Annotated in this window: 4 protein-coding genes, 2 rRNA genes and 1 pseudogene; all 7 read left to right on the forward strand. The window is 47.4% G+C overall.

The window, feature by feature from the left end:
* Positions 1-76 (forward strand): 5S ribosomal RNA (gene rrf, locus NLX74_RS26085); the annotation flags it as partial.
* Positions 77-701: 625 nt separating this feature from the next.
* Positions 702-978 (forward strand): annotated as a pseudogene (locus NLX74_RS25970) (N-acetyltransferase); the annotation flags it as partial.
* Positions 979-1,746: 768 nt separating this feature from the next.
* Positions 1,747-2,970 (forward strand): ACP S-malonyltransferase, encoded by a 1,224-nt coding sequence (gene fabD, locus NLX74_RS24980; RefSeq protein ID WP_254330882.1) that lies wholly within the window; start codon positions 1,747-1,749, stop codon positions 2,968-2,970.
* Positions 2,945-15,619, forward strand: coding sequence for a non-ribosomal peptide synthetase/type I polyketide synthase (locus NLX74_RS24985; protein ID WP_254330883.1), 12,675 nt, complete (start codon positions 2,945-2,947; stop codon positions 15,617-15,619). Before fabD ends, NLX74_RS24985 begins: the two co-directional genes overlap by 26 nt.
* 24 nt (positions 15,620-15,643) lie before the next feature.
* Positions 15,644-25,006, forward strand: a complete 9,363-nt coding sequence (locus NLX74_RS24990; RefSeq protein WP_254330884.1) for a non-ribosomal peptide synthetase — start codon at positions 15,644-15,646, stop codon at positions 25,004-25,006.
* A 12-nt stretch (positions 25,007-25,018) separates the two neighbouring features.
* Positions 25,019-26,272 carry an MFS transporter gene (locus NLX74_RS24995; RefSeq protein ID WP_254330885.1) on the forward strand — a complete coding sequence of 418 codons (1,254 nt, stop codon included), beginning with the start codon at positions 25,019-25,021 and terminating at the stop codon, positions 26,270-26,272.
* A gap of 604 nt (positions 26,273-26,876) precedes the next feature.
* Positions 26,877-26,942, forward strand: a 16S ribosomal RNA gene (locus tag NLX74_RS25000); the annotation flags it as partial.

Below are 26,942 nucleotides of genomic sequence, written 5' to 3' on the forward strand. Positions count from 1 at the left end.
GAACACGACCGTTAAGCCCTCCAGCGCCGATGGTACTTGGACCGCAGGGTCCTGGGAGAGTAGGACGTCGCCAAGCACGATAAAAGAGAGCACAGCCCATTAAGGCTGTGCTCTCTTTTATCTTCTCGGAATTAGATATTTAAACAGTTTAAAAATAGGATATGGAAACTAAGAAGGAATAACATAGAAGTAACCTAGTCCTGACGAAGAGTAGGCTTGATGGATGACGTAGTTCTTACATTGAAATAACAAAAACGGAACATGTATTAAAAATGCTTCGGCCATACCCTGCTGGATTAATGAACTCGTATCCCGTTTCTAAAGCTGTAGGGAATGTTCGCCATACAGACGCAAGTTTAATTGAAGAAATTCCTCTTAACTCAAAGTGAACTGTTAGCCTAAAGAGTGCTCTTATATGTATGAGCATGGATATGTACTACGTACATATATGATCTCTGCCGTTGCCACTATTATGTTAATAACGTGAATCGGCCTTGATTATTCAAGGCCGATTCTTTAGTTTAGGGGAAATGTTATGTACTTATCTGTTCATGAACTCATAGATTTAGAAGGGCTTCCTTCAGAAGAGCAATTGACGCTGCAGACCATTGTACAATTTTATGAGGAGCACCTTTGTAACTTAATTTTTCATTATAAAATTCGTCATAAAAAGCGTGCCATCAGGTTGCATTTTAGAACTTTTGATCTTCCTCATGTGGTTCGCTGTAGACCCGGCTGCACAAGGCAAGGGTACGGGAGAAAACGAATTGGGTAGAACACACGATTATTCGTGATCAGTTGGGTGCCCCTACGGTGACACTAGCGACAGCGGAGAAGCATCCATATCTGCTATCCATGTACGAGCGTTGGGAATATGAACGTATCTATGCTTTTGATCACGGAACAGGGGATGGGACGATGCATTTACTGCGTAAAGTGGTGAATCCTGAATTATTTGATACCTACATTCGTGAACGGCTAACCATAAATAGACCCGATCATCAAGAACGGACGAAGCAGATTCGTTCGCCGAAAGGGGTTTGGATAAAGCCACGAACTTTCACGAAAAGGACATCCGCAGCTTCGTGTGGAACGACTGCAACGCATTACAATTTGGTTTGTCAAGCACCAGATAAGCACAAATTCCTTTTCTTATACTTACTACACAGAAATTTTTACAAAAATTCATTAAAAATTACAAACAATGCCTGATTTTTAGACAAAAAAGGGCATGGTTTGTGTGTATAATATATTTATACATTATATCGACATACTTTAATTTACTTTTATGTTTATATTGAAATAAAACCATTCATATATCGCATTTTTTTCTTATTAAAGGAATTTAAAAATATATTGACATTTTTCGAGTCCATATCTATTATATAAATAAAATATTTCTCATTTAATACTTACATCGAAAAACATCCTGTATAACCCCAACAATTTCTCATCACATTCATCTATGGTGCTGAATTTTAGGTTCCAAGCCTGAAATTCTAGTATACCTCAAGGTTTTTACACTTCCAAGTCTACTCACACACCTGACTTTTGATCACAATCACACCACGAACGGAACCCTATTACCAATTCACTGCCATATGTCGATTACTGTTTTTTGGCAATCGAGTTCGATATTTTTTACTGTATTTTTCTCTACTTCTTAATGTCACCATATATATGTATTCATACATAAAATGTGATTTTTTTTGTTTATCTATATTTTTTTGTGGAAAGGGGTTTGATATGAATCGCATGGCTTTGGTTTTTCCTGGGCAAGGCTCTCAGTATGTAGGAATGGGGGCTACGTGGCATAGCGGCTTTGCAGAAGCGGATCGCTTGTTCGAAGAGGCTGCTGATATTTTGGGATATGATCTGAAAGCTTTATGCATGGCAGGTCCGATGACCCAGCTATCCAGAACATTCTATACTCAGCCCGCACTTCTCACGATCAGTGTCATTGCATTCCGGCGTTATATGCATGAAATCGGAATTATCCCTGAATTTTCAGCAGGTCATAGTCTGGGTGAATATTCAGCTCTGGTAAGTAGCGGTGTTCTATCCTTTAGCGACGCTTTACGACTGGTTCAAAAGCGAGGACGCATCATGGAAGAAGGCGCAGTGGCCGGACTGGGCAGCTTGATTGCCGTTCGCGGAGCTGAGCCAGGCGCTGTGGAAGATTTCTGTCGTCTGCATTCTACAGTCGATCAGCCTGCTGTCATTGCCTGTTACAATTCACCTAACCAGTACGTCGTTTCAGGTCATCTCACTTCTGTTGATGTGGTAGCTGGCGAGTTAGAACAGCGAGGGGCCCAAATTACCCGCTTGCAGGTCAGCGGCCCTTTTCATAGTCCGCTGATGCAGCATGCTGCGGATAGACTGACCGCAGAGCTGCAAAAATACACTTTAAATGAGGCGAAGTGGCCCGTGATCTCCAATGTGACCGCTCTGCCATACCCCGATGTTGACAGCATCCGTCAAGGATTGATTTTGCAAATGACTCACCCGGTTCGCTGGATTCAAACCATGCAGTATATGGCGAATCGTGGCGTGAAACAAGGCATCGAGTTAGGTCCACGAACGGTGCTGAAAAATTTGGCGAAGGAAATAAACACTACCATTGAATTTCTGTCCGTGGATAGAGACTTGGATCGCGTTGAACTGGAACGCCGCTTCTCAATCCGTGATTGGGTTGTTCGTTCCCTTTCACTGGCGGTATCTACCCCCAATGCCAATTGGAATGAAGATGATTATCGAAAGGGTGTTATTTTACCTGTTCGAAGACTGGAAGAATTACTTCGAAGCTCTGAATCAGGGAGCGGTTCACCTCCTGCTTTTGAGCAAAGACAGGAGATTTTGGAGTGTATTCGCCTGGTGTTGCAAACCAAACAGGTCTCCGAAGGAGAGCAGAAAGTAATGCTAGAGCAATTGAGGAGGGATCAGGATGGAACAGTTTCAAACTTTAATTGAAATCATTCAAGACCGTGCAAGCCGGGATGAGAACGGAATCACCTTTATTTCTGGTGATAAACAAGAGGAATACGTATCCTACTGTAAACTTCTGGAGCAAGCATCACAGGTACTTTATGAATTACAGGAAAAAGGGATACAACCTGGCGATGAGCTGATCATGCAGATCGACGACAATCATACCTTTGTGAAGGTATTTTGGGGTTGCCTACTTGGTGGAATCGTTCCTGTTCCTGTAAGCATAGGGAATAATGATGAGCATAAAATGAAATTGCTTAAAATCTGGAATACACTTTCCCGCCCTTATATGATTGCAGATGACAAGGTATTGGAACAGTTAGAAAAATACTCGCACCAGCACGAACTGCTGGATTCCTTTGAGCCCGTTAAAAAAGCGACTTTTTCAAGCCATATATTTGATTATTCCAATCAGAGTAAAGGTGTTGTCCATATACCCAAACCGGAGGATTTAGCTTTTATCCAATTTTCCTCAGGTTCTACAGGTGATCCCAAAGGAGTCATGCTGACGCATGAAAATTTGGTTTACAATATTCGGGATATCGCAAATCAAACGGGCATGAGCTCCAAGGATGCTTATTTGGGCTGGATGCCGCTTACGCATGACCTGGGATTGATCGCATTTCATTTAACCTGTGTGATCGCTAATGCCAAGCAGTTGATTATGCCAACGGCACTTTTTATCAGACGCCCGTCTTTATGGCTAAAAAAAGTATCGGAGCATAAGGTGACTCAAATATGCTCTCCCAATTTTGGATATAAATTTTTTCTCGATCAGTATAAACCCGAAACAGCAGCTAACTGGGATTTGTCGAGTGTCCGTATGATCTTAAATGGAGCGGAGCCCGTATCTGTGGAGCTTTGTCATGTGTTTATGGATGCAATGAGTGTTCACGGTTTGAATAAAAATACGATGTTGCCTGTCTACGGATTGGCAGAGGCGAGCGTGGGCGTTTCCTCTCCACCTCTGGACAAAAACACCTTTATCCCCATTCATTTGAATCGGCAGCAGTTACACGTAGGTGAACCTATAGAAGAAGTGGACAAGTCCGACAAGCGGTGTCTTACTTTTGTAGATTTGGGGTATCCGCTGGCTAGTACCTCTGTCCGCATTTGCGATGAACAAAATCAGGTGCTCGAAGATGGGCTGATTGGACACACACAGATCCGCGGCAAAAATGTGGCATCTGGATACTATAACAATCCAGAGGCTACCGCGAAGGTCAAAACAGAGGATGGCTGGCTTATCACCGGCGATTTAGGGTTTATGCGGAACGGTCGCCTGACTATTACTGGTAGAGCCAAGGATATCATTTTCGTGAACGGACAGAATGTCTACCCGCATGACATTGAGAGGATTGCCGAGGAACTGGAGGGTGTGGATCTCGGAAAAGTAGCCGTCTGCGGTGTACATGATACGCAAATGAGGCAGGATCGTATTATTGCCTTTGTGATGCACACGAAAAAGATAGAGCATTTTGTACCGCTTGTCCAAAAGCTGAAAAGTCATCTAAATTACCGGGGAGGTTGGCATATTCAGGATGTGGTTCCGATCCGGCGTATTCCTAAAACAACCAGTGGAAAGGTTCAGCGCTTCAAATTAGCCCAGAGTTATGAGCAGGGCGAATTTGATGAAATATTGACAGCACTGGCCGAGGCTACTCGAGTCATGCAAGCAGCTGAGCGTGTAGTCTTACCTCAAGGAGAGATAGAACAGAAGCTGATTGGAATCTGCCAGGATATTTTAAATGTAAAGTCGATTGGGACGGACGATAGCTACTTTGATATCGGAGTGACTTCCTTGCAACTCGTTCAAATTGTGGACCTGTTGGAGGATCAATTAGGGATTCATATTGAGGTGACGGACTTCTTTTCCTATCCGACCATCGCCAAGCTTGCTGCATATATCTCTAGTCAGGGCATGAGCAGCGACCCGGCTGCAACAGCACAGTCCGAGGCCAAGGAGGAAGCAAATGTCCGGGATATCGCCATCATCGGCATGTCAGGCAAGTTTCCTCAAGCGGAAACATTAGAGCAGTTTTGGGCGAATGTGGCATCAGGGGCTGACAATATCGGCCCGTACAGCGACGAAAGAAGAAAAGATGCCGAAGATTTCATTTCCCGTCTGAATACGGAAGGACGAAATATACAAATTGCAGAAGGCGGCTATCTGGATGAAGTAGACAAATTCGATTACTCCTTCTTTAAGCTGACTCCACGGGAAGCCTCACTCATGGACCCGAATCAACGGTTATTTCTACAAACAGCCTGGAGCACGATTGAGGATGCGGGGTATGGGGGTAAGCAACTGGCAGGCCAAAAGGTCGGCGTGTATGTCGGCTTCTCCAAAACCAGCTTCGAATACGAGCGTTTGTTGTCTGAGGTGGAACCGGGCGCGCTGCCGAACTTTGCCATTGGTAATTTATCATCCATTATTTCCAGCAGGATTGCATATTTGCTCGATCTAAAAGGTCCGGCGCTAACAATTGATACAGCATGCTCTTCATCACTCGTGGCAGTGCATTTGGCCTGCAAGTCCATCCTTAGCGGAGACTGCGACATGGCCTTGGCAGGTGGAGTGAAGACGATTTTACTGCCGCTGAAAGCGGGCATTGGCATGGAATCCTCCGATGATCGAGCGCGCGCCTTCGACGACCAGTCGGACGGAACGGGCTGGGGTGAAGGAGTTGGAGCCGTTTTACTGAAGCCGCTGCGCAAAGCGGAACAAGACGGTGACAACATTTTAGCCGTGATCAAGGGAAGTGCCATTAATCAGGACGGTAGCACGATTGGTATTTCCGCGCCGAATGCGCTGGCTCAGGCAGAAGTGATTTCGCAGGCATGGCGCGATGCACGGATTGATCCTGAAACGATAAGTTGTATCGAAGCACATGGCACCGGAACCAAACTGGGCGATCCGGTTGAGATTGACGGCATTACCAAGGCTTTCCGCAAGCATACACAGCGTAAGCAGTTTGTGGCCATCAGCACGGTCAAAACGAATATCGGTCATTTATACGAAGCCGCTGGCATTGCGGGCTTGATCAAATCCGTATTGTCCATGAAGCACCAACAGATTGCGCCGCTCGTTCATTTTCGCACACCAAACCAGAAGATCCATTTTGAGGAATCCCCGGTATATGCCAATACGAAGCTACGGGAATGGAAGTCGAACGGTTTCCCGAGAAGAAGCGGACTGAGTTCCTTTGGATTCAGCGGGACAAACTGCCATGTGGTGCTGGAGGAATATATAGCGAAGACGGAATCAGACCAAGCATCAACGGACAGCAACAATAGATCATCACCACTGCTGCTGACCCTGTCAGCGCGGAGTGAATCCGCTTTGCACGAGCTGGTCGGGCAGTACGCAGAACGGTTCGGACGTGCGGAAGAACTCATGATGCAGGATGTATGCTATACGGCTAACACAGGCAGAATTCACCTGAATCACCGGATTGCTGTGACTGCCGCAGGGGCAGATGCGTTGAAAGCGAAGGTGCTTCAGTTGCACGAACAAGGCAGAGTCGTCGAAGGCGTATACACCGGGAAAGCGGATAGTACAGGTGACGCAGAGATGGTCACTGGAAGCTTGGACACGTTGCAATCACTGGAGCAGCTTGCTGTCAAGTATGTGCAAGGAGCGCAGATCGATTGGAATGCCCTCTATGCAGGTAAGCACTATAAAAAGGTTTCTCTGCCTACGTATCCATTTGAACGGAAAAGATGCTGGATTAACGTACCCGAACAGGTTCGAACGGAACAGAAGGTACCAGTTCATGAAAACTCAACAGTAAAGGAGTCTGGAATTATGGGGAACGAGTATTCAGCGCCAGCATCTGCTATCGATCAGCACAAATCATCTATTCTTCAAAAGTTAGCGAAAATGATCGGTAACGTGTCCCAACTCAGTCTGGAGGAACTGGAGCCACAAACACATTTTCTGGAGCTTGGGCTAGATTCCATTAATTTGTCCCAGGTTCGCCACAGTATCAAAGATACCTTCGGACTGGATGTTCCAATGAACGAATTTTTCGAATCGTTGACCACGCTGGAGCTGTTGGCCAGCTACGTTGCCGAGCGGGTGAGCACTTTCACTTCTGCTGAAACCCCGGTTCAATCTGTGGAAAATCCTCCAGAAACAACTCTGAATCAGGTTGATCATGCAACTTTCCCGTTAACCCAACCGTCTCATGAATCCGCTGTTCCGGCTGCGGCATCGTTTTATGCAATAGACACGGCTGGGCAAACACGGGCTCAAAGCTTTCCAATCGCTACAACTCCTGCGGCTGTAGAGCGAATTTTGGAGCAACAGCTACATCTGATGTCACAGCAGCTCGATGTTCTCCGGCATCAGCCATCTGCATCCGTAATAGCTTCCGAGCCATTTAACCCGGAAACGGGCGTTTTGCTATCGGCAAGTAGTGAAAGTGCGCAGATCATCCGTACCGAATCCAAGCAGAAAGTCGCGGCTGCATTAGCACCAGCACCATCCGTAAAGGCTGTTTTCAAGCAGACAGGCAATGAAGCCAAGCCGTATACGCCTTATAAAAAGCTGGATGTTAAAGCACGTGAATTGCTTTCGCTCCGTCAGGAACAACACCTGCAAGAACTGATTGAACGCTACACGACCCGTACGCGTAGCACCAAACAGTACACCCAGCAGTATCGCTCCGTATACGCTAATAACCGCAATGTGGCTGGTTTCCGGCCTGTTTTGAAGGAAATGGTGTATCAAATTGTATCCCAGCGTGCAGACGGTTCAAAAATTTGGGATCTGGATGGCAATGAATATGTCGACTTGACGATGGGCTTTGGTGTAAATCTGTTTGGACATAATCCAGCCTTTATTCGTGAAAAAATTGAGAAAGAACTGAAGAACGGCATGTGTATTGGCCCCATGTCCAACATGGCTGGGCAAGTCGCCGAGCGAATATGCAAGATGACCGGTGTGGAACGGATTGCCCTATATAATTCCGGCACGGAAGCCGTCATGGTCGCGCTCCGTTTGGCACGTGCTGCCACTGGACGAGCTAAAGTCGTCATTTTTGCTGGCTCGTATCACGGTACATTCGACGGGGTGCTGGCACTGGGGAGCGCGGGTGACAACAAGGAGCATTCGACACCTCTAGCTCCAGGTATCTTGCAGAATATGGTGGACGATGTCGTCGTGCTTCATTATGGGGCGGACGATTCTCTGGATTATATCCGCACCCATGCGCATGAACTGGCCGCGGTTATAGTGGAGCCGGTACAAAGCCGCCGACCAGATTTTCAGCCTAAAGCCTTTTTGCAGAAAATTCGCCAGATAACGGAGCAGTCGGGTACTGCCTTCATTTTTGATGAAGTCATCACAGGCTTCCGGATTCAGCCCGGAGGAGCCCAAGCGTGGTTTGGGGTACAAGCCGACCTCGTGACCTACGGTAAAATCATTGGCGGCGGGCTGCCCATCGGCATCGTAGCTGGAAAAGCCGCCTTTATGAACGGGATCGACGGAGGCACGTGGAGCTTCGGGGACGATTCCTATCCGCAGCATGAGCAGCAGCGAACCTTTGTGGCAGGAACCTTCTGCCATCATCCGCTGGCAATGGCTGCATCCTTAGCGGTGCTGGATCATTTGGAGAAGCATGGCGAGCAACTGCAAAATCGCTTGAACAGCCGCACCTCGGCGTTAGCAGCGGAGCTGAACAGCTATTTCACTGACGAACGCGTACCTATGAAGGTCGTTCACTTTGGCTCCCTATTCCGCTTCGTGCTCAAAGGCGATCTGGAGTTGTTCTTCTATCACATGCTGGACAAAGGCATCTATATCTGGGAGGGACGAAACTGCTTCTTGTCCACGGCCCATACCGAGGAAGATATTGCGCGAATCGTAGAAGCGGTCAAGGATAGCGTGAACGAGCTGCGTAAAGGAGGATTTTTACCGGACCCGCCCCCGAATGGAAACGGCCCGGGACCGGGAAAGCAACCTGTAACCGTACCTCCAGAGGCTGAAGCAGCAGAAACTATTATTGCGTTAACTCCAGAGCAAAAGCAGCTTTGGTTCGCTTCTGTTTCAGATCGAAGTGACTCTCAATCTTTACACGAAACCGCCTTGTTGCGGTTTCGTGGTCCACTTCAGCAGCAGGCGTTCAACCAAGCTGTCCAGACCATTGTAAACCGTCATGAAGCCTTACATATCTTTATGAGCGGCGATGGGGAAACTCAGGTGTTCGCTCCTGTGATGAAAGCGGAAATCCCGCTTCATGATTTTACCAGTTATCGCCCAGATGAACAGGAACAACATATCCGGGCATGGATGATCAAGGACAGTGAAACTCCATTTGCCATGACGCCAGGCGAGCCATTATTCCGAATTCATCTGCTGAAAATATCGGATGAAGAGTATCTGGGTGTCTTTACGTTTCATCATTTTATCACGGATGGCTGGTCAATCAGTGTATTCATTCAGGAACTGGAACACATCTATTCTGCGCTTGTTCGACATGCTGACTACAACCTTCCCGATCCAGTACCTTTTCGGAATTACGTTGTTTGGCAGCAGGATCAATTGAAAGCCGGGAAAGAAGGGGCCCTTGCTTTTTGGTCAGCAGTGCTAGAAAAGCAGCAGCCTGTCCTCCATCTGCCATCTCCGGTAAGGGGAATACAAATTCCGTCTTCCAGAGGAAGCAGACATACCATAATGCTCGAAGCGAAGCTCGTTAAACAATTGAGATCCGCCAGCATAAAGCTAGGCAGCAGTCTTTTTATAACGCTGCTATCCGCCTTTCAGATTTTTCTACATCGGCTGACAGGGCAGCAGGAAGTAACGGTGGGGGTTCCCACCGCAGGACAATCCCATATGGACGCCTTCTCTCTGATCGGCAACTGTGTCAACTTGCTTCCGATGATCAGCGAAGTGCGTCCTGATGCTACTTTTACGGAGCATGTCCAAACGGTCAAAAAGCGCATGAATGAACTGGACAGCTTTCAAAAGTACAGCTTTGCCGGACTCGCTGAGCTGGGGCTGAGGCATTTGCCTGTCATTAACGCTGTATTCAATATGGATCGACCGATTCCGCGTTTTCAATTCCATGGACTGGAAGCAGAACTCGTTGAGAATGAGGTGTCATTCAGCAAATACGAGTTGTTTTTGAACGTGACAGAGGCGCAGCAACAATTACGTCTTGATTTCGACTACAATTTGGATCTTTTTCAGCCAAACATTATCGAAGCCTGGTCAGGATATTTCCTGAATCTGCTGCATTCCATTGTAGAGGAAGAAGGGGCTCGCGTTTCTACGCTGACTTTACTCCGTGCGCCGGAGAACGAACAACTTCGAGCTGCATGGGCAGCAAATACCGATGCCAACGGAAACTATCTTTGCGTTCTCGATGTCTACAAGCATTTGGCACCTGTTGGGACAGCAGGGGAGGTGTATCAAGCCTCAGTAGCAGGTCTGTTGGGAACGACCCGGGAATGGGCTTACGTGGAAAACGATGGCAAGCTGCGGCATATTGGCAATTTGAATCGGACTATCCACATTCGCGGACATCAGGTTAATCTGGAGCAGTTGGAGAAACATCTACTGCAAACTTTCCAATTGGAGTCCTGCGTCATTACACCGCAAACGGACGAAGCTGGAAAAGTCTCATATATAACCGCCTATGTGGTCGCAAACGCATCGAAGCCATGGGAAGAAGACGCACTGAAAAAGGCTGTAATCGAAATTCTTCCAGATTATACGCAGCCTCGTTTTTGGATTCCTATGGATCATATTCCTCTTCTGCCGGATGGTCAGCCTGATCTACAGGCTTTGCCAGAGCCGGGACAAGCAAGCATATTCACTAAAACAGACACCGCTTCTGAGAACCACGGCGTAGAAGATCAACTCGTGAACATTTGGAAGGACGTTCTGAATGTAACGGATATCAGCTATGACGATAACTTTTTTCAACTGGGCGGTGATTCACTAAAAGCGACGGTCATTCTGTCGAGAGTCAATAAGGAACTGGGTGTACACATTCCACTTAGCCACATTTTTGAGCTGCAAACGATTGCAGAGCTGGCTACATATATTGCGGGTGGAACAAAGAAGACCTACGAACCGATTGTATCTGTGAAATCGCAAGCCTTCTATCCGGTATCTTCTTCCCAAAAGAGAATGTACGTGCTGGATCAGTTGGGAGGTGGAAAGGCCTATCATGTACCAGGTCAGCTTTTCATAGAGGGAGATCTGGAGGTTCCCCGCTTCATTGAAGCCGTTAGGGAAGTTATTTTGCGTCATGAATCCTTTCGGACGTATTTCGATCTGGAAGACGGAGAAGTGGTACAAAAAGTTCGGGACACGATTCCATTCGACATCCCGTGTACCCGTATTTCCAAGGAAGAAGCAAAACAGGCTCGGACCTTGTTTGTTCAGCCTTTTCACCTAGGAACAGCTCCTTTATTCCGCGCCGAACTGTACGAATTTATCGAAGGTGGCTTCATACTGTTAGTGGATATGCATCACATCGTGTCCGATGGTTTCTCCATGGCCGTGCTGCTGGATGAAATCATTCAACGGTATCAGGGCAGACAGCTTGCGAACATTCAGCTTCATTACAAAGACTTTGTTGCTTGGCAGAAGCAGCAGATCACTGACGACGCATTGCAAGCGCATGAATCATATTGGCTCCAGACCTTGAATGGCGAGCTTCCTATACTGAATATACCTACGGACTTTTCACGTCCACAAACACAAAGCTTTGAAGGTGACAGCTTGACCGTCACCTTGGAATCCAAACTTACTAACACACTCTACAAATTGGCCCAAGATACCGAATCTACGATCTTTATGGTACTTTTGGCGGCTTATAATGTCCTGCTGGGCAAGTATTCTGGTCAAGAGGACATTATCGTGGGTACACCTGTTGCCGGAAGACGGCATGTGGATACGCAAACGATGATTGGCATGTTCGTCAATACGCTGGTTCTTCGCAATCAGCCGCGATCTTTTTTAACGTTCCAATCCTTTTTGCAGAAGGTTAAGCAAAACTCGCTGCTGGCACTGGAGCATCAGGAATACCCGTTTGATGAGCTTGTAGACAAACTGGAACTGGTACGCGACGTAAGTCGAAACCCGGTGTTCGATACGATGTTTAGTTTGCAAAATGTCGGCACAGATGTTTTGGAAACAGGAGGCATTCGTTTTAAACCGGAAGAATTGAACGCGGGTATATCCAAGGTGGATTTTTCATTGCATGTGACCGAGGAAAAAGAATGTTTGTCCTTCACTTTGGAGTATGGCACAAAGCTGTTTAAACCGGAGACCATCCGACGGCTGGGAGAGCATTTTGTGCGAATTTTGGAAACGGTGACGCAGGATGTCGGGGTGCGGTTGGCCGATATTACGATCGTATCTGATGAAGAGAAGCAATTACTGCTAACCGAATTTAATCATACCGTCGTACCTTTCCCGTACCATGAGACAGTCCACGGGCAGTTTGAAAAGCAGGTCGTACAGACGCCGGGTCATATAGCATTGGTGTTCGGAAATCAGCGTCTGACCTACCGGGAGTTGAACGAACGTGCTAACTCACTGGCACGGATACTTCAAGCGCATGGTGTAGGACCCGATAAGCTAGTCGGCCTGATGGTGCAGCGTTCGGCGGAAATGATTATCGGTCTGCTCGCCGTGCTAAAAGCGGGTGGCGCTTATGTGCCTATCGATCCTGAATATCCGTCAGCCCGTATTGAGTATATGCTGAGTGACAGTGAGGCTGCCGTGCTCCTGACCAGTCGCGATCTGGTAGGAGAACACCATTACAGCGCCAACACCCTGTTTATCGAAGATGAGGAAGTATATCAAGGGGAAAGGACCAATCTGGAAGCCACTGCTCAGCCGGAGCATCTGGCTTACGTCATCTATACTTCTGGCTCAACCGGAAATCCGAAAGGAGTTATGCTCCAGCATCGCTCGGTGCTGAATTTTATTACAGGAATGCGTGAAGTGATCGACTTTGCAGCAAACAAAACGATTTTATCGCTAACCACCATTTCGTTCGATATTTTCGTTTTGGAAACGATTCTGCCGCTGCTGGGCGGAATGACCGTCGTGTTAGGCGACCGCCATCATCAGGTCGATCCTCAGGCACTTGGCGAGCTGATTACTGCACATCATATTGACATGCTGCAAATGACGCCATCTCGGCTGCACATGCTGCTGAGTCATGAAGAAGGCTCCCGTGCGCTGCAAGGTGTACAGGAAATTATGGTTGGGGGAGAAGCGCTTCCGCCCAGGCTGCTGGAGGCAACACAGAAATTTAACGGTCTCCGCATTTATAACATGTATGGACCTACGGAAACAACGGTTTGGTCGGCAGTACAGGAACTTACCCATGCCAAACAGATCGACATTGGGCGCCCTATCGCTAATACGCAAATGTATGTCATAGATGCGCAGGATAGATTACAACCCATCGGCATACCTGGCGAGCTATGCATTGCAGGGGAAGGGCTGGCCCGTGGTTATTGGAAGCGCGAGGAGTTGACGGCGGAAAAATTTGTGGTTAATCCATTCTCCACAGACACACGAATGTACAGAACGGGTGACCTGGCTCGCTGGAAAGCAGATGGGAACCTGGAGTTTATCGGCCGAATCGACCATCAGGTGAAAGTACGTGGATTCCGGATCGAACTGGGCGAGGTTGAACATGCCTTGATGAGTCATTCTGCAATTCAGGAGGCTGTTGTCACTGCCAATGAAAGCCAAAATCATGAATCCGTACTATGTGCCTACATTGTACTGAATACAGAAGAAGCACCCAGCCTGACGGCAATTCATGAACATGTCGCCAAGCTGCTTCCCTATTACTCGGTTCCGTCTTACTTCGTGTTTCTGGATCGGATACCGTTGACACCGAACGGAAAAACCGACCGAAAAGCATTGCCGGAGCCTGAAAAGCTATTCCGACCGGATGTGGCCTATGTAGCGCCGCGAAATGATGTGGAAGAAGCTTTGGCCGCCGTATGGCAAGATGTTTTGGGACGCGATCAGGTGGGCATTCAGGATAACTTTTTTCTGCTCGGAGGCGACTCGATTAAAGCAGTTCAAGTCATCGCACGCATGCGTCTCCACGGGTATTTACTGGATATCCGACACGTACTGGAGCATCCGTCCATTGAAATCCTGAGCGGCTATGCAGAAACATTGTCCCGTCCGATAGAGCAAGGTCCGATAGATGGAGAAGTACCACTGACACCGATACAACGACACCTACTCGATGGGTTTGAACGGCATCCAGCATCTGAGGCACTTCCTGCCGCAATGTCGGTACTGCTGTTGGCAAAGTCGGGCTTTGACGAGCAGCCATTGCGAGCCGCATTGAAGAAAATCGTAGAGCACCACGATGCTCTGCGCCTTGGCTTATTACAACAGGCTGACGAGTCGGTTACGCAAGCTCACAAAGGACTGCATGAGGAGCTAATCACGCTGGAGGTACTGTCGCTTACGGGAACGGAAAGCGAAGCACGCAGCCAGATGGAAGCTGAATGTCAACGGATTCAAAGCAGCCTGCGGCTGTTTGAAGGACCACGAGTTCGGGCAGGGCTTTTCCGTCTGGATAGCGGAGATCATCTTTTCCTTGCTGTAGACCCACTAGTGGCTGACGCCATTTCATGGAATATTTTGCTCGAAGATCTGGCAACAGGCTACGGACAAGCTCTGGATGGGGAAACGATTGTCTTACCGGACAAAACGAACGCTTACCAAACGTGGGCAGAGCATCTTGAGCATTATGGGAATAGTAAAGAGCTGCTCAAGGAGCAGGACTATTGGAACAAGATAGAGTTGTCTGAGTGGAGAACGCTTCCCAAAGACCATGAAGTCATTACGGATTCTGGATCGGAGAGACAAACACATCAGCTCCACCTGCAATTATCAACAGACGAAACCCAGCATCTGATGACACAGGTCAATCATGCCTATAATACCGTGCCGGAGGAAGTACTGCTGTCCGTACTGGGGCAAACAGTATCCGAATGGTCAGGACAAGAACGGATTGCACTCTACGTGGAGAACCCTGGCCGAGAACAGGCTGAAACAAATTCGCTGGATATCTCCAGAACGGTAGGGCAGTTTACGTCCGTGTATCCAGTTGTACTGGACATCAAATCTGCGGATGATATAGCGCTGTTGCTTAAGCGTGTGAAGGAAACGGTTCGGCAGGTTCCAAATCACGGATTGGGCTACGGTGCATTGAGATATCTGACCGAAGCCAGCAATCCAACGGATTCTAAACGTTTTCGTCATCCGGAAATTGGTTTCCGTTATATAGACTCCCCACACCCGGAATCGGTTTGTTTTTCTATATCGCCGCTGCAAGCTGAAATTGGACCAGGTACCAAGGATGTGATTAATGGTTCATCTTATGCTCTTTATATGGATAGCCGGTTGGAGGACGGAAAATTAAGTATCCGTATATCCTATGACAGGAATGCATATGAAGAGCGCACGGTCAAACAACTTTTCTCCCGCTTCGAAACACACCTGTTGAATACCATTCGTCATTGCCTTGATCAGTCCGGTCAGGAACTGACACCAACAGACGTAGGGGCAGATGATCTGGATTTGGAAGAGTTCGAAGAGATGAAGCATTTTTATGAAAGCCTATAAATATTCGATTGAGGGGGAAATCCGATGAGTAAAAGGCTTGAAATCGAAAAAGTGGCCAATTTAACGCCTTTGCAGGAGGGGATGCTCTTTCATACAGTCATGGAGCCGGAATCACAGGCGTACTATGAGCAAGTACGAATGACCATCCGGGGTGAACTGAACCTGGAGGCTCTGCAAAAGAGCTTCGAGACTCTGGTGCAGCGTCACGAAACGCTTCGTTCGAATATTTATCATAAAAGTGCTTCCCGTTCGCGGCTCATCGTGTTTAAGGAGCGAAATCCAACGCTTCGTTACGAGAATCTGACGAATATTCCCGAGGCAGAGCAAGCAGAGGCCATTCGCAGCTACGCAGACGCAGACCGAAACCATCGTTACGATCTGAGCAAGGATTTGCTCATTCGTCTGGCTGTGCTTCAAACCCAAACGAACGCATATACGCTGCTTTTAAGCTTTCATCATATTATTATGGACGGCTGGTGCCTCGGCATCGTTATGGACGAGCTGTTCGCGGCTTATGAAGCACTGAAAGCGGGGAAGCCCGTACAACTGCCAACACCGCAGCCCTATACTGGCTATGCCCGCTGGCTGGATAAGCAGGATAAGGAGGCGGCGAAGGAATACTGGCGGTCCATCCTGAACGACTATGATCAGCCAGCTGTGCTGCCAACCCTGCCTGTAGCCCATCCGCTCCAGCCAGATACCGGGTACTTGCTGCATGAGCATAAAATAACACTCACGGATGAAACAACCCGTCAATTGCGGACGGTGGCTGAACGCAACGGAACAACCCTTAGCAGTCTGTTTCTGGCTGCATGGGGAGTGGTGCTTGGAGGATACAACCAAAGTGAAGACGTCGTCTTCGGCACCGTTGTTTCCGGTCGACCGCCGGAGCTTGAAGGTGTTGAACAGATGTTGGGACTTTTCATTAACACCATACCGGTACGAATCAAATTGGATGCAGATCTGCCATTCTCAGGTCTGCTTCGTGAAGTGCAGCGCAGCGCGGTTCAATCACGGGCATATGACTATTTTTCACTCGCTGAAATACAGTCCCAGTCAGCGCTCAAGCAGCAACTCATGGATCATTTTGTTGTATTTGAAAACTACCCGCTGCAGGATATGGTTGGCCGGCCTGATCTGAAGGAACGACTTGGATTCGTCGTGGAGGACGCTCAGCTGTCCGAAGAAACACCTTACCACTTCAACATCGAAGTGGAGGACGGAAAAGCGTTGAGCTTTATGCTGTCCTACAACAACTATGTCTACAGCGATGAAGCGATGACACGGTTAGCTGGGCATTTGGAGCATGTACTCGTCCAAATTGCACGTACACCAGAACTCCTGCTGCGGAACATTCGTCTGCTGACCGCTACAGAAGAGGCGGAACTCACCAATATATGGAGCGGGCCGATTGCCGACTATCCTGCTGAAACGTTCCATGGAATATTTGAAGCCCAGACAGAACGTATCCCGGAACAGACCGCCGTCATCTACGAAGACACCGCACTGACCTATCATGAGCTGAATGAGAAGGCCAATCTGCTTGCTCAAGCACTGCAAAACCGTGGGGGCAAGCGTGAGCATCTCGTCGCCGTGATGCTTGAGCGTTCAGCAGATATGATTATCGCTGTGTTAGGGATTATGAAGGCGGGAGCTGCCTACGTACCTGTCGATCCGACCTACCCGAAAGAAAGAATTGCTTACATGCTTCAGGACAGCGGAGCTACGATTATGCTCACGCAGTATTCCTTGACTGAACTATTGGCCGATGTGGATTTTGCGGGGGAAGTGCTGGACTTGCCAGCGTTACTTCAACAGGCTTCACAAGCGGAGCATTCCCATCAACAAGCGCCTATCTACGCACCTATTCATGATCCCGAGGCTTTGGCCTACGTCATTTACACATCGGGAACGACGGGCAACGCCAAAGGCGTGATGATCGAGCATCGCCATTACGTAAATACGGCGTGGGGCTATAGAGAAGCTCACCAGTTAAAAGAGTTTCCCGTCAAGCTCCTTCAGATTGCCAGTATGTCGTTCGATGTCTTTGCCGGTGATCTGGCCAAGACATTCGTGAACGGAGGCACCATGGTCATTTGCCCACAGGATGTGCGCAACGATCCTCCAGCTTTGGCGCAGTTTCTCGAACAGCACGAAATTACGACGTTTGAAGTTCCGCCAGCCTTGTTGACGCTGCTTATGGACTATGTATATGAACACGGTACAGATGTCAGTGCCATGAAGCTGCTTACCACAGGCGCGGACAGCTTTGGCGTTGATAACTATCGGACACTTTTGAATCGCTTCGGTGATACGATGCGCATCATGAATACCTATGGTGTAACCGAAGCGGCTATTGATTCCAGCTTTTATGAAGAAGCAGCTGAACGTCTGCCTCCATCAGGTATCGTCCCGATTGGAAAGGCACTGCCGAATCATAAAGTATATATCGTGGATGAGGCTTTGCGTCCGCTCCCTGTCGGCGTAGCCGGGGAGTTGTGCTTGGGCGGCGCTTCTGTGGCCCGCGGTTATTTGAACCGTCCTGACCTGACGGCGGAGAAATTTGTACCGAATCCTTTTGTAAAGGGAGAGCGTCTGTACCGCACCGGAGATCTGGCACGCTGGCTGCCGGATGGCAACATTGATTTCATCGGTCGGATTGACTTTCAGGTGAAAATTCGTGGCTACCGGATCGAACCTGGTGAAATTGAGTCCGCCTTAATCCAATTGGATGAGGTACGCCAAGCGGTGGTCACGGATAGAACGGATAAAACCGGACAAAAGTATTTGTGCGCCTACGTAGCAGGTACAACCGACAAATCCTTCTTGCGGACAGAGCTTGCCAAGCAGTTGCCAAGCTATATGGTGCCCGCACATATTATCGTGCTGGATCAATTGCCTTTGACCCATAACGGTAAAATTGATCGACGTGCGCTTCCAGAACCCGAAGATTTTGTGTTGACCGACGTCGAGTATGAAGCGCCGCAGAGCGAGCTGGAGCAAACACTCGCTTCCATTTGGGAGGAAGTCATTGGCGTTAAGCGGATTGGTCTGCGCAACAACTTTTTCGAGCTTGGTGGCGATTCGATCAAAGCGTTGCAAATCGCAGCCCGATTGAACGCGAAGGGCCTCAAAATGGACATGAAGGATTTGTTCCGCCATCCGCAGATTGATTTGATTGCTCCTTATATAAAAAAAGTAATTCGGACCATCCCGCAGGGGGCGGTACAAGGTACAGTGGAGTTGACACCGATCCAATGGGAATTTTTTGAGCATCATCGAACAGAACGTCATCATTACAGTCAGGCTGTCATGCTCCAGAACCCCGAAAGATGGAACGAAACCTGGCTGCGAAGCGCCGTGGACAAGCTGACCACGCACCATGATGCCTTGCGCATTACCTTTGATGAGCGTGAAAAAAAACCTGTCGCCTATAACAGAGGCACAGCCGAAGGTGAACACTTTACATTGGAAAGCTACGATTTAATACATGCTGACCAGCCTGAGGAAGAAATCGCGCAGATTGCTGACACGTTACAAAGCCGTTTTGATTTGCGTAACGGCCCGCTTGTGCGTTTGGCTTTAATCCGGCTACAGGAATCCGATCATTTGTTAATCGTCATTCATCATCTTGTCGTAGACAGTGTGTCGTGGAGAATCCTGCTGGAAGACTTGGAAACAACCTACCAACAGTTAGCTAACGGTGAAAAGCTACAGTTACCCGCCAAGACCGATTCCTACAAAGAATGGGCAGCACGTCTGTCCAAGTATGCACAAAGCGAACTGGCGCGTCAGGAAATCAGCTATTGGAATACGGTAGAAGCTCGTGAAATACTTTCGCTGCCAAAAGATCATGAGGTTCCAGATAGCCTGATCCGTGACGGGCGCAAATCCGCAGTGACACTCAGCCGGGAAGAAACCGAAAACCTGCTGAAACACGCGCACCATGCTTACAATACAGAAACAAATGATATTTTACTGACGGCGCTAGGACTGGCTTACCGGGAATGGAGCGGACATGCTGAAATTGCAGTTCAGGTGGAAAGTCATAGCAGGATGGAATTGATTAAAGACATTGACGTATCCCGTACAGTTGGCAGGTTTACGTCCGTGTATCCGTTTGTGGTAAATGTGAGCAAGCCCGAAGATTTGACCCATCAAATCAAGCTGGTTAAGGACAATTTGCGACGTGTACCCAACAAGGGTGTCGGCTATGGCATTTTACGCTACTTGACCGACAGGGAGCAGCAGGATAGGGCAGCTCTTTTTTCTGCCAAGCCACCTGAGATCAGCTTTAGCTTTGACGGAGAAGCCAGAGAAGGTACGACATGGCGTACCTCGCCACTATCCACGTTTGCCGGTACTGAAATCAACCCTCTGACTAAAAAAGCGCCCAGCTTTGATATTCATGGTGCGGTGGCTGACGAAAGACTCCGTATTGTATTCGAATACAACGCACGTGAATATGAAGCATCGACGGTGGAGCGACTTACAGCCAGCTTTAAGAATCATCTGATCGAACTTATTCGCCATTGCTGTGCCAAGGATACAGCAGAACAAAGCCCGACGGATTTTACATATGGGCAATTGTCTCTGGACCAGTTTGAAAATATTGCAAATCGCTTGTCAAATAAGCTGTTAAACCAGCAAGTGAAAATTAAAGACCTCTATCCGCTATCCCCGATGCAGGAGGGAATGCTATTTCATTCCATACTTGATGAAAAGTCAGAGGCTTATTTCGAACAAACGATTATTACCATTCATGAAGCTATGGATACCAACCTAATCAGCCGAAGCTTACAAAAGCTGATTGACCGATATGATATTTTCCGTACGGTATTCATGTATAAGGAGGCGGATCGTCCGCTTCAGGTTGTACTGAAGGAACGATTAGCTGCTCCTGTCCATACCGAAGATGTGCGTAGTTTACCGGATGCGGAAAAGCACAGACGACTTCAAGCCATTTTACAGGAAGAGCGGCAGAGAGGTTTTGATCTGGAAAAGGAGGTTCTCATCCGGTTAGCGCTTGTACAGTGGGATGAGGACACCTCAAAGCTCATCTGGATCTCTCATCATATTATTATGGACGGCTGGTGCCTGAGGGCGGTAGCCAAAGATTTTTTTGATATTTACACATCACTTCGGGACGATACTCCTTTAAAATTAGAGCCTGTCCATCCATTTAGCAGCTTTATTCAGTGGTTGGAAAGACAAAATAAAGAGGAAGCAGCAGCATACTGGAAACAATATGTGACTGATTTTGAAAATGAAACTGTCGTGCCCGGCTATACTCGATCCGTCGATCCTTCATTTCAGGTAGAGCAACTCATATGCACATGGGGAGAGCAGCTGACCCAAGGCATGGAACAAATCGCCAAGCAAAACCGTGTCACCGTCAGCACCTTATTTCAAACCGTTTGGGGCTTATTACTACAAACGCACAACAACAGTAAGGACGTCATTTTCGGGTCTGTCGTATCGGGCAGACCTGATGAAATCCCCGGGATTGAAAACATGGTCGGATTATTCATTAATACCCTACCTGTACGTGTTAAAAGCTCCACTGACCTGCGGTTTTCCGACTTGCTTACGTCTATACAGGATTCCTTGATGGAGTCCAATCGGTATTCCTATTTTTCCTTGGCTGATATTCAAGCCCATAGTGTACTAAAACAAAACCTGATCCAGCATATTGTCGCCTTTGAAAACTTTCCCGTTTCGGAAGAACTTACGGGCCTGGAAAAAAATCCTAAAACCCTCCGTGTTGGTGAAATAGAGGATATTGAACAGACCAATTATGATTTGAATGTAATCGTCATGCCTGGCCGAGAGCTGGAAATCAAATTTAGCTATAACGCGTTGACGTATAACAAAAATGCGATCAAACAATTGGCTGCTCACCTCATCCAAATGATGGAGCAAGTTATTCAAAATCCAAATATCCAGATTTCGGAGATTGATCTTTTGACAGCGGAGGAAAAACAGCAGCTCATATTTGCTTTTAACGATACACGGAGACCGTATCCATCGGACCACACCATACATTACGGATTTGAAGAACAGGCAGAGAAAACACCGGATGCAGTAGCTATTGTATTTGAAGATCGTGAGCTAACCTACCGCGAATTAAATAAAAAAGCTAATCAACTGGCCTCGAAGCTGCGGAAACTGGGGGTTGCGCCGGATACCATCGTAGGCATTTTGACTGAACGTTCACCAGAAATGATTATCGGTATTCTTGGTATTTTGAAGGCGGGTGGAGCCTACTTGCCACTGGAGCCTTCTTATCCGCAGGAACGGATTATGTTTATGCTTCAGGATAGCGGTAGCGAAATTCTGCTAACCCTATCTGACAAGGGTAAACAGATGAACACTTTCGATTTTTCCGGTACTGTTCTGGATCTGGCCGACATCAGCTCCTACGACTCCGACGACTTCATTTTTTCCGAATCGACAACGGCAGACGATCTGGCCTATGTCATGTATACATCTGGCTCAACTGGACGTCCCAAAGGTGTCATGATTGAACATCGGAATGTCATACGGCTGGTGAAGAACACCAATTACGTACCATTTGCCGAGAACGAACGCATTTTGCTGACCGGGGCGCTCGTGTTCGATGCCTGTACCTTTGAAATTTGGGGAGCATTGCTGAACGGATTGCGTTTGTACATTGTACCGGAATCCGTAATCTTGGATGCTGTTCAGCTTGGTGAAGCGCTGGATCGATATCAAATTACAACGATGTGGCTGACATCGCCCTTGTTTAACCAACTCACACAGCATAAACCAGATCTCTTTGCTTCGCTCAAGCACTTGCTGGTGGGCGGGGATGTGCTTTTACCTGGGATCATTAATACGGTTAGAGCGCATTCTCCGGGAGTGAACGTTATCAACGTCTATGGCCCCACAGAAAACACAACATTCTCTACTTATTTCCCGATTGATAAGGAATATAACCGCATTCCTATTGGTCGCCCAATTGGCAATTCAACTGTTTATATTTTGGACTCTTCAAGCAGGCTGCTGCCTATTGGTGCTCAAGGGGAAATTTGTGTTGGTGGGGATGGTCTGGCGCGCGGCTATCTAAACAGGGATGATCTGACCCAGCTAAATTTTGTCCCTAATCCATTCATTCCGGGCGAAAAAATATATCGGACAGGTGATTTGGGCAGATGGCTACCGGACGGCAATCTGGAGTATCTCGGACGGATAGACCAGCAGGTTAAAATCCGCGGATATCGTATTGAACCCGGCGAAATTGAAACCCAGCTCATGAAACATGATGCAGTTCGGGAGGCGCACGTAGCGGTAAAAAGCACGAAGGATGGTCAAAAAACGCTCTGTGCTTATATCTCAACCGACGTACCGCTATCCAAGAGTGATATGAAGACCCATTTGACTGGCCAGTTGCCGGATTATATGATTCCTGCCCAGTATGTGTTCCTGCCGGCGTTTCCCCTGACAACGAACGGTAAAATCGACCGCCAAGCATTGCCTGAGCCAGAAATGACCAACGGTTCCGATATGGAATACGTTGCTCCAAGAAATGAAGTGGAACAACAGTTGGCGAACCTGTGGCAAGCGGTGCTTGGCGTTGAAAAGGTCGGCATTGACGACGGCTTTTTCGAGCTTGGAGGTCATTCACTGAAGGCCATTCAACTGGTATCGAAAGTACAGGAATCGAACATTCCGCTGGATATACACGAATTGCTTCAATATCAGACGATAAGAAGCTTGTCCGATCTTTTACAACGTGGTGAAGAGGGCGGAGTGAACACGGATACGCTCATTGCCAAAGCTCAGGAGGTTGAGCGGGCTATTACAGAAGCATTTGGTGTCCAGGTCTTGCTTCAGTCCGTATCCACCGATAAGCAAAACTATGTGTTCCTGCAAGTAGAGCCTTTTTGTGTAGAACAAGTTCAGGCAATCTCTGAATTTATCCAATCTTATATCCATCCAGACCTGCACCCGCATTATATCGTTCGCTGGGGAACCGATGAACCAGATAGAATTCTCGGAGCTATACCGACAAACGAAGAACAAGAAACCTTGCTTAAACAACAGGCCGATGTATGGCTTGCCAGCATTGCTAAGTTAAATACAGACTGGAATACCAATATACTAAGTCTGGATGCTATTGGACGCTATCCGCTTGCACCAGCTCAGCATTACCATTTGCAACATTTTACAGGCTCGGGTATGGCTGTGCAGTTAGATAGCTACTTGAACACCGAGCGTTTGACTGTAACGATTCAGCGGCTTCTTCAACGCCATGAATTGCTAAGAAGCGTACTTGTTCAATCGTCCGGAGCATGGGAATGGGAGTTGCGTCCAGCTCCAGAGCATCTTTTTTTACCGACTGTTGATCTCTCCGGTCAGCCGGTACAAGCACAACGCAGGCTTCTTTCTTCCATTGCCTCTAAGCTATTTTTAGAACCTTATGAACTTTCACAGTCGCTGCAGTACCGAATCGTCCTGATTCGCTTAAATTTGCGGGAACATCTGCTATTGTTTCCTTGCTCGCACATCATTTTTGATGCTACGAGCAGTGACATCCTGCGCAGACAACTCCTTGATGAATATCATCGTCCGCAGCAGACGGCACATGCGACAAAAGAGGTTCAATACCGGGAATATGTAAACCATATCCGCCAAGGCCCTCAAGGAATCGGGGATCAGGAAATCAGCGAGCAATTCAAACTCCAGACGTTTGGTGAGAATAATGATCGTATCCACGTGCTGACCGAAGAACGCAACTATGCGGACACTACCAGATATCGTTGGGAGCTGAATTTAAGCGACATTTCAGAGCAGCACGGCGCTGCGAATATGTGGGACATTTCGCTTCAAATGGCTGTACGTTTTTTCAGCAGCTATTTCCAACTCTCTGATGTTCCGCTTTGGATTACTAATTATGGAAGACAATATGGCGACCGAAACTATTTTGGAACCGTAGGCGAGTGTATTGATCATATACCCGTTGTGCTGCAGGAAGATGACACTGAATCCTATGAAAAGAGTATCCATACCTACCTGGACTTTGCTTCACGCTATCATTTGAACTTTTTCAATCTAATCTTCAATGCTGAAATGGAGAAAGCTTACCCGATATCCAGCAGCATTTTGATAAAAGGACTTGAACAGCTGCCTATCGTATTCAACTATTTGGGTGAGGGACGAGAGGATGCAGAATTGCTCGACAATCTGCATACCGAAGGCACACAGGCCAATGTTAACAAGGTTATTTTCTTTGAGTCAGAGCATGTAGGGGATATTCTGAAAATCTCACTTACCATTCCATATCATGAGAACGACCAGTATATCCATCAAATCTTCCAGACTGCTAGTGACAGGCTCTTGAATGCTTTGACCATTTTGCAGTAAGGAGATGAAGATGTGAATCTATTATTTAAGGATAGCCGTTTTATCCGATTTTTTGCATCTCGTACTCTTGCCAATATCGCAGACAGCATTTATTCTATCGTCCTGCTGTATTTTGTTCAGCAATCGACACAGTCGGTGGCAATGACCAGCTTCACGTATACGGCCGTATCTGCGGCGTCGATTTTCAGCTTTCTCGTGGGTCCTGTGGTGGACCGTTATTCACCGCCTTTGTTAGCCAGCATCGCCTTGTTTACGCAGGCTGTGCTAATTTTGGCCGTCCCGTTTCTCATTCAGGAGGGGATGGTCAATCTGGTCGCTATCCTTGTTATTGTATTCATTGCATCTTGCTTCTCAACACTGTTTTATCCGGCCAATAGTAAAATGCTGCCGCAATTGATAGGCTCGCCGGATTTGATTGTCCGGGCGAATTCCATGATTTCGTCGACGGATCAGGTTATTAATATTGTCGGATATCTGGCTGGAGCCTCGCTCATCATCGCAATGGGGATGAAAAATACTTTTTTTCTAGCCGGCGCGATGCTGTTTCTGGCAGGCTTTGTATATGTCAGGCTCAACAAGCAAATTGATGCTCCTCCGGTGGAAGATACGAACGGAAGGAGTTCGTTAAAGATCGTATACTATCTGAACGAATTGAAAGAAGGGTATCTTTTTGTAAAACGGCACACCTTCCTGAGAATTATGCTTCCGTTCTTTGCGCTGACAAACTTTTCGATGGCGATCTTGGTCATTGCCATGCCTTCTATCGCAGTATCCTATGGCTCGCCGATCTACTACAGCTTGCTGTATGTAGCCTACTTTATCGGTATTTTCATCGGTTCCTTTCTGGTCAGTGTATTGAAAAAGAACGGCATTACCATCGCGGTTTCCTGGGTAGCCATGGGATTGGCAATCTATGTCTTTTCCCTGGTGCCCGAGATGTGGATGAAGCTGCTGGCAGCACTGTTATTAGGCATTTTTACTGGCATCATCAATGTGCTGCAAACGTCTTTGATTCAAATTATTACACCGCTGCCGTTACTGGGACGTGTTACAGCCTTTTTAAGCACCTTGTCGAATGCGGCTCTGCCATTAGGGGCCTTGATTGGAGGGGCGCTAGCTTTACGGTTTTCTCTGAGTGAGGTTCTTTTTTTCAGTGGACTGATTACTGTACTATGCGGATTGATTATGTTTCTGTTTAAGGATATCCGCCAGTATCAGATTCCTTCTGGAGAGATTGGAAGAGTTGCCCCTTCCCACAATTCATAAGCCCTGCATGTCAGTGCCAGGTTCTCATCATAGAACCTGGCACTTTTAGTATGTCTGGCCTCGCCATGATAAGGCTATATCATAGACAAAGGTAAAACTATCGTTACATTTGGACACCAAAGGAGAGCAAGATGGCTGAGCCTTTAAAAAATATATACACAGCAAATTTTCTTCGCTCTTTCGGTGAAAGAAGTATAAACAGCTTATAGCTGGTTTGATACCCAGGGATTTATTCTTCAAATCATGAACGAGACGTGAGATGGGCTGGAGCTAATAGAACGAATAAATCGGTATAATTTACATGTAGTATTCAGCAAACCTAAATGATATATTATTCATCCGGCCGTAAGATAGGCTGCGATGTAATGGTTCAAAAATTCAAAAGATCGTCTATGAGTTATTATTTACCAGTAGTATGAATCGCCAAAGTATGATATATTATTTATCCGGCCCAAGAAAAGCCGAATGAGAAAATTGATCTTTGAAAACTGAACAACGAGTGAGTAAAATGATTTTGTTCGCAAAATCAAACAAGAGGTATTTTTATCTCGTCAGTTTCAAAATGAGCTTATCGCTCTTTCTATAAACCAGCCTCGGTTGGTCTTTAATGGAGAGTTTGATCCTGGCTCAGGACGAACGCTGGCGGCGTGCCTAATACATGCAAGTCGAG

Origin of the sequence: Paenibacillus sp. MZ03-122A (genome assembly GCF_024213325.1) — a bacterium.
In the GTDB taxonomy this organism is placed as follows: Bacteria; Bacillota; Bacilli; order Paenibacillales; family Paenibacillaceae; genus Paenibacillus; species Paenibacillus polymyxa_B.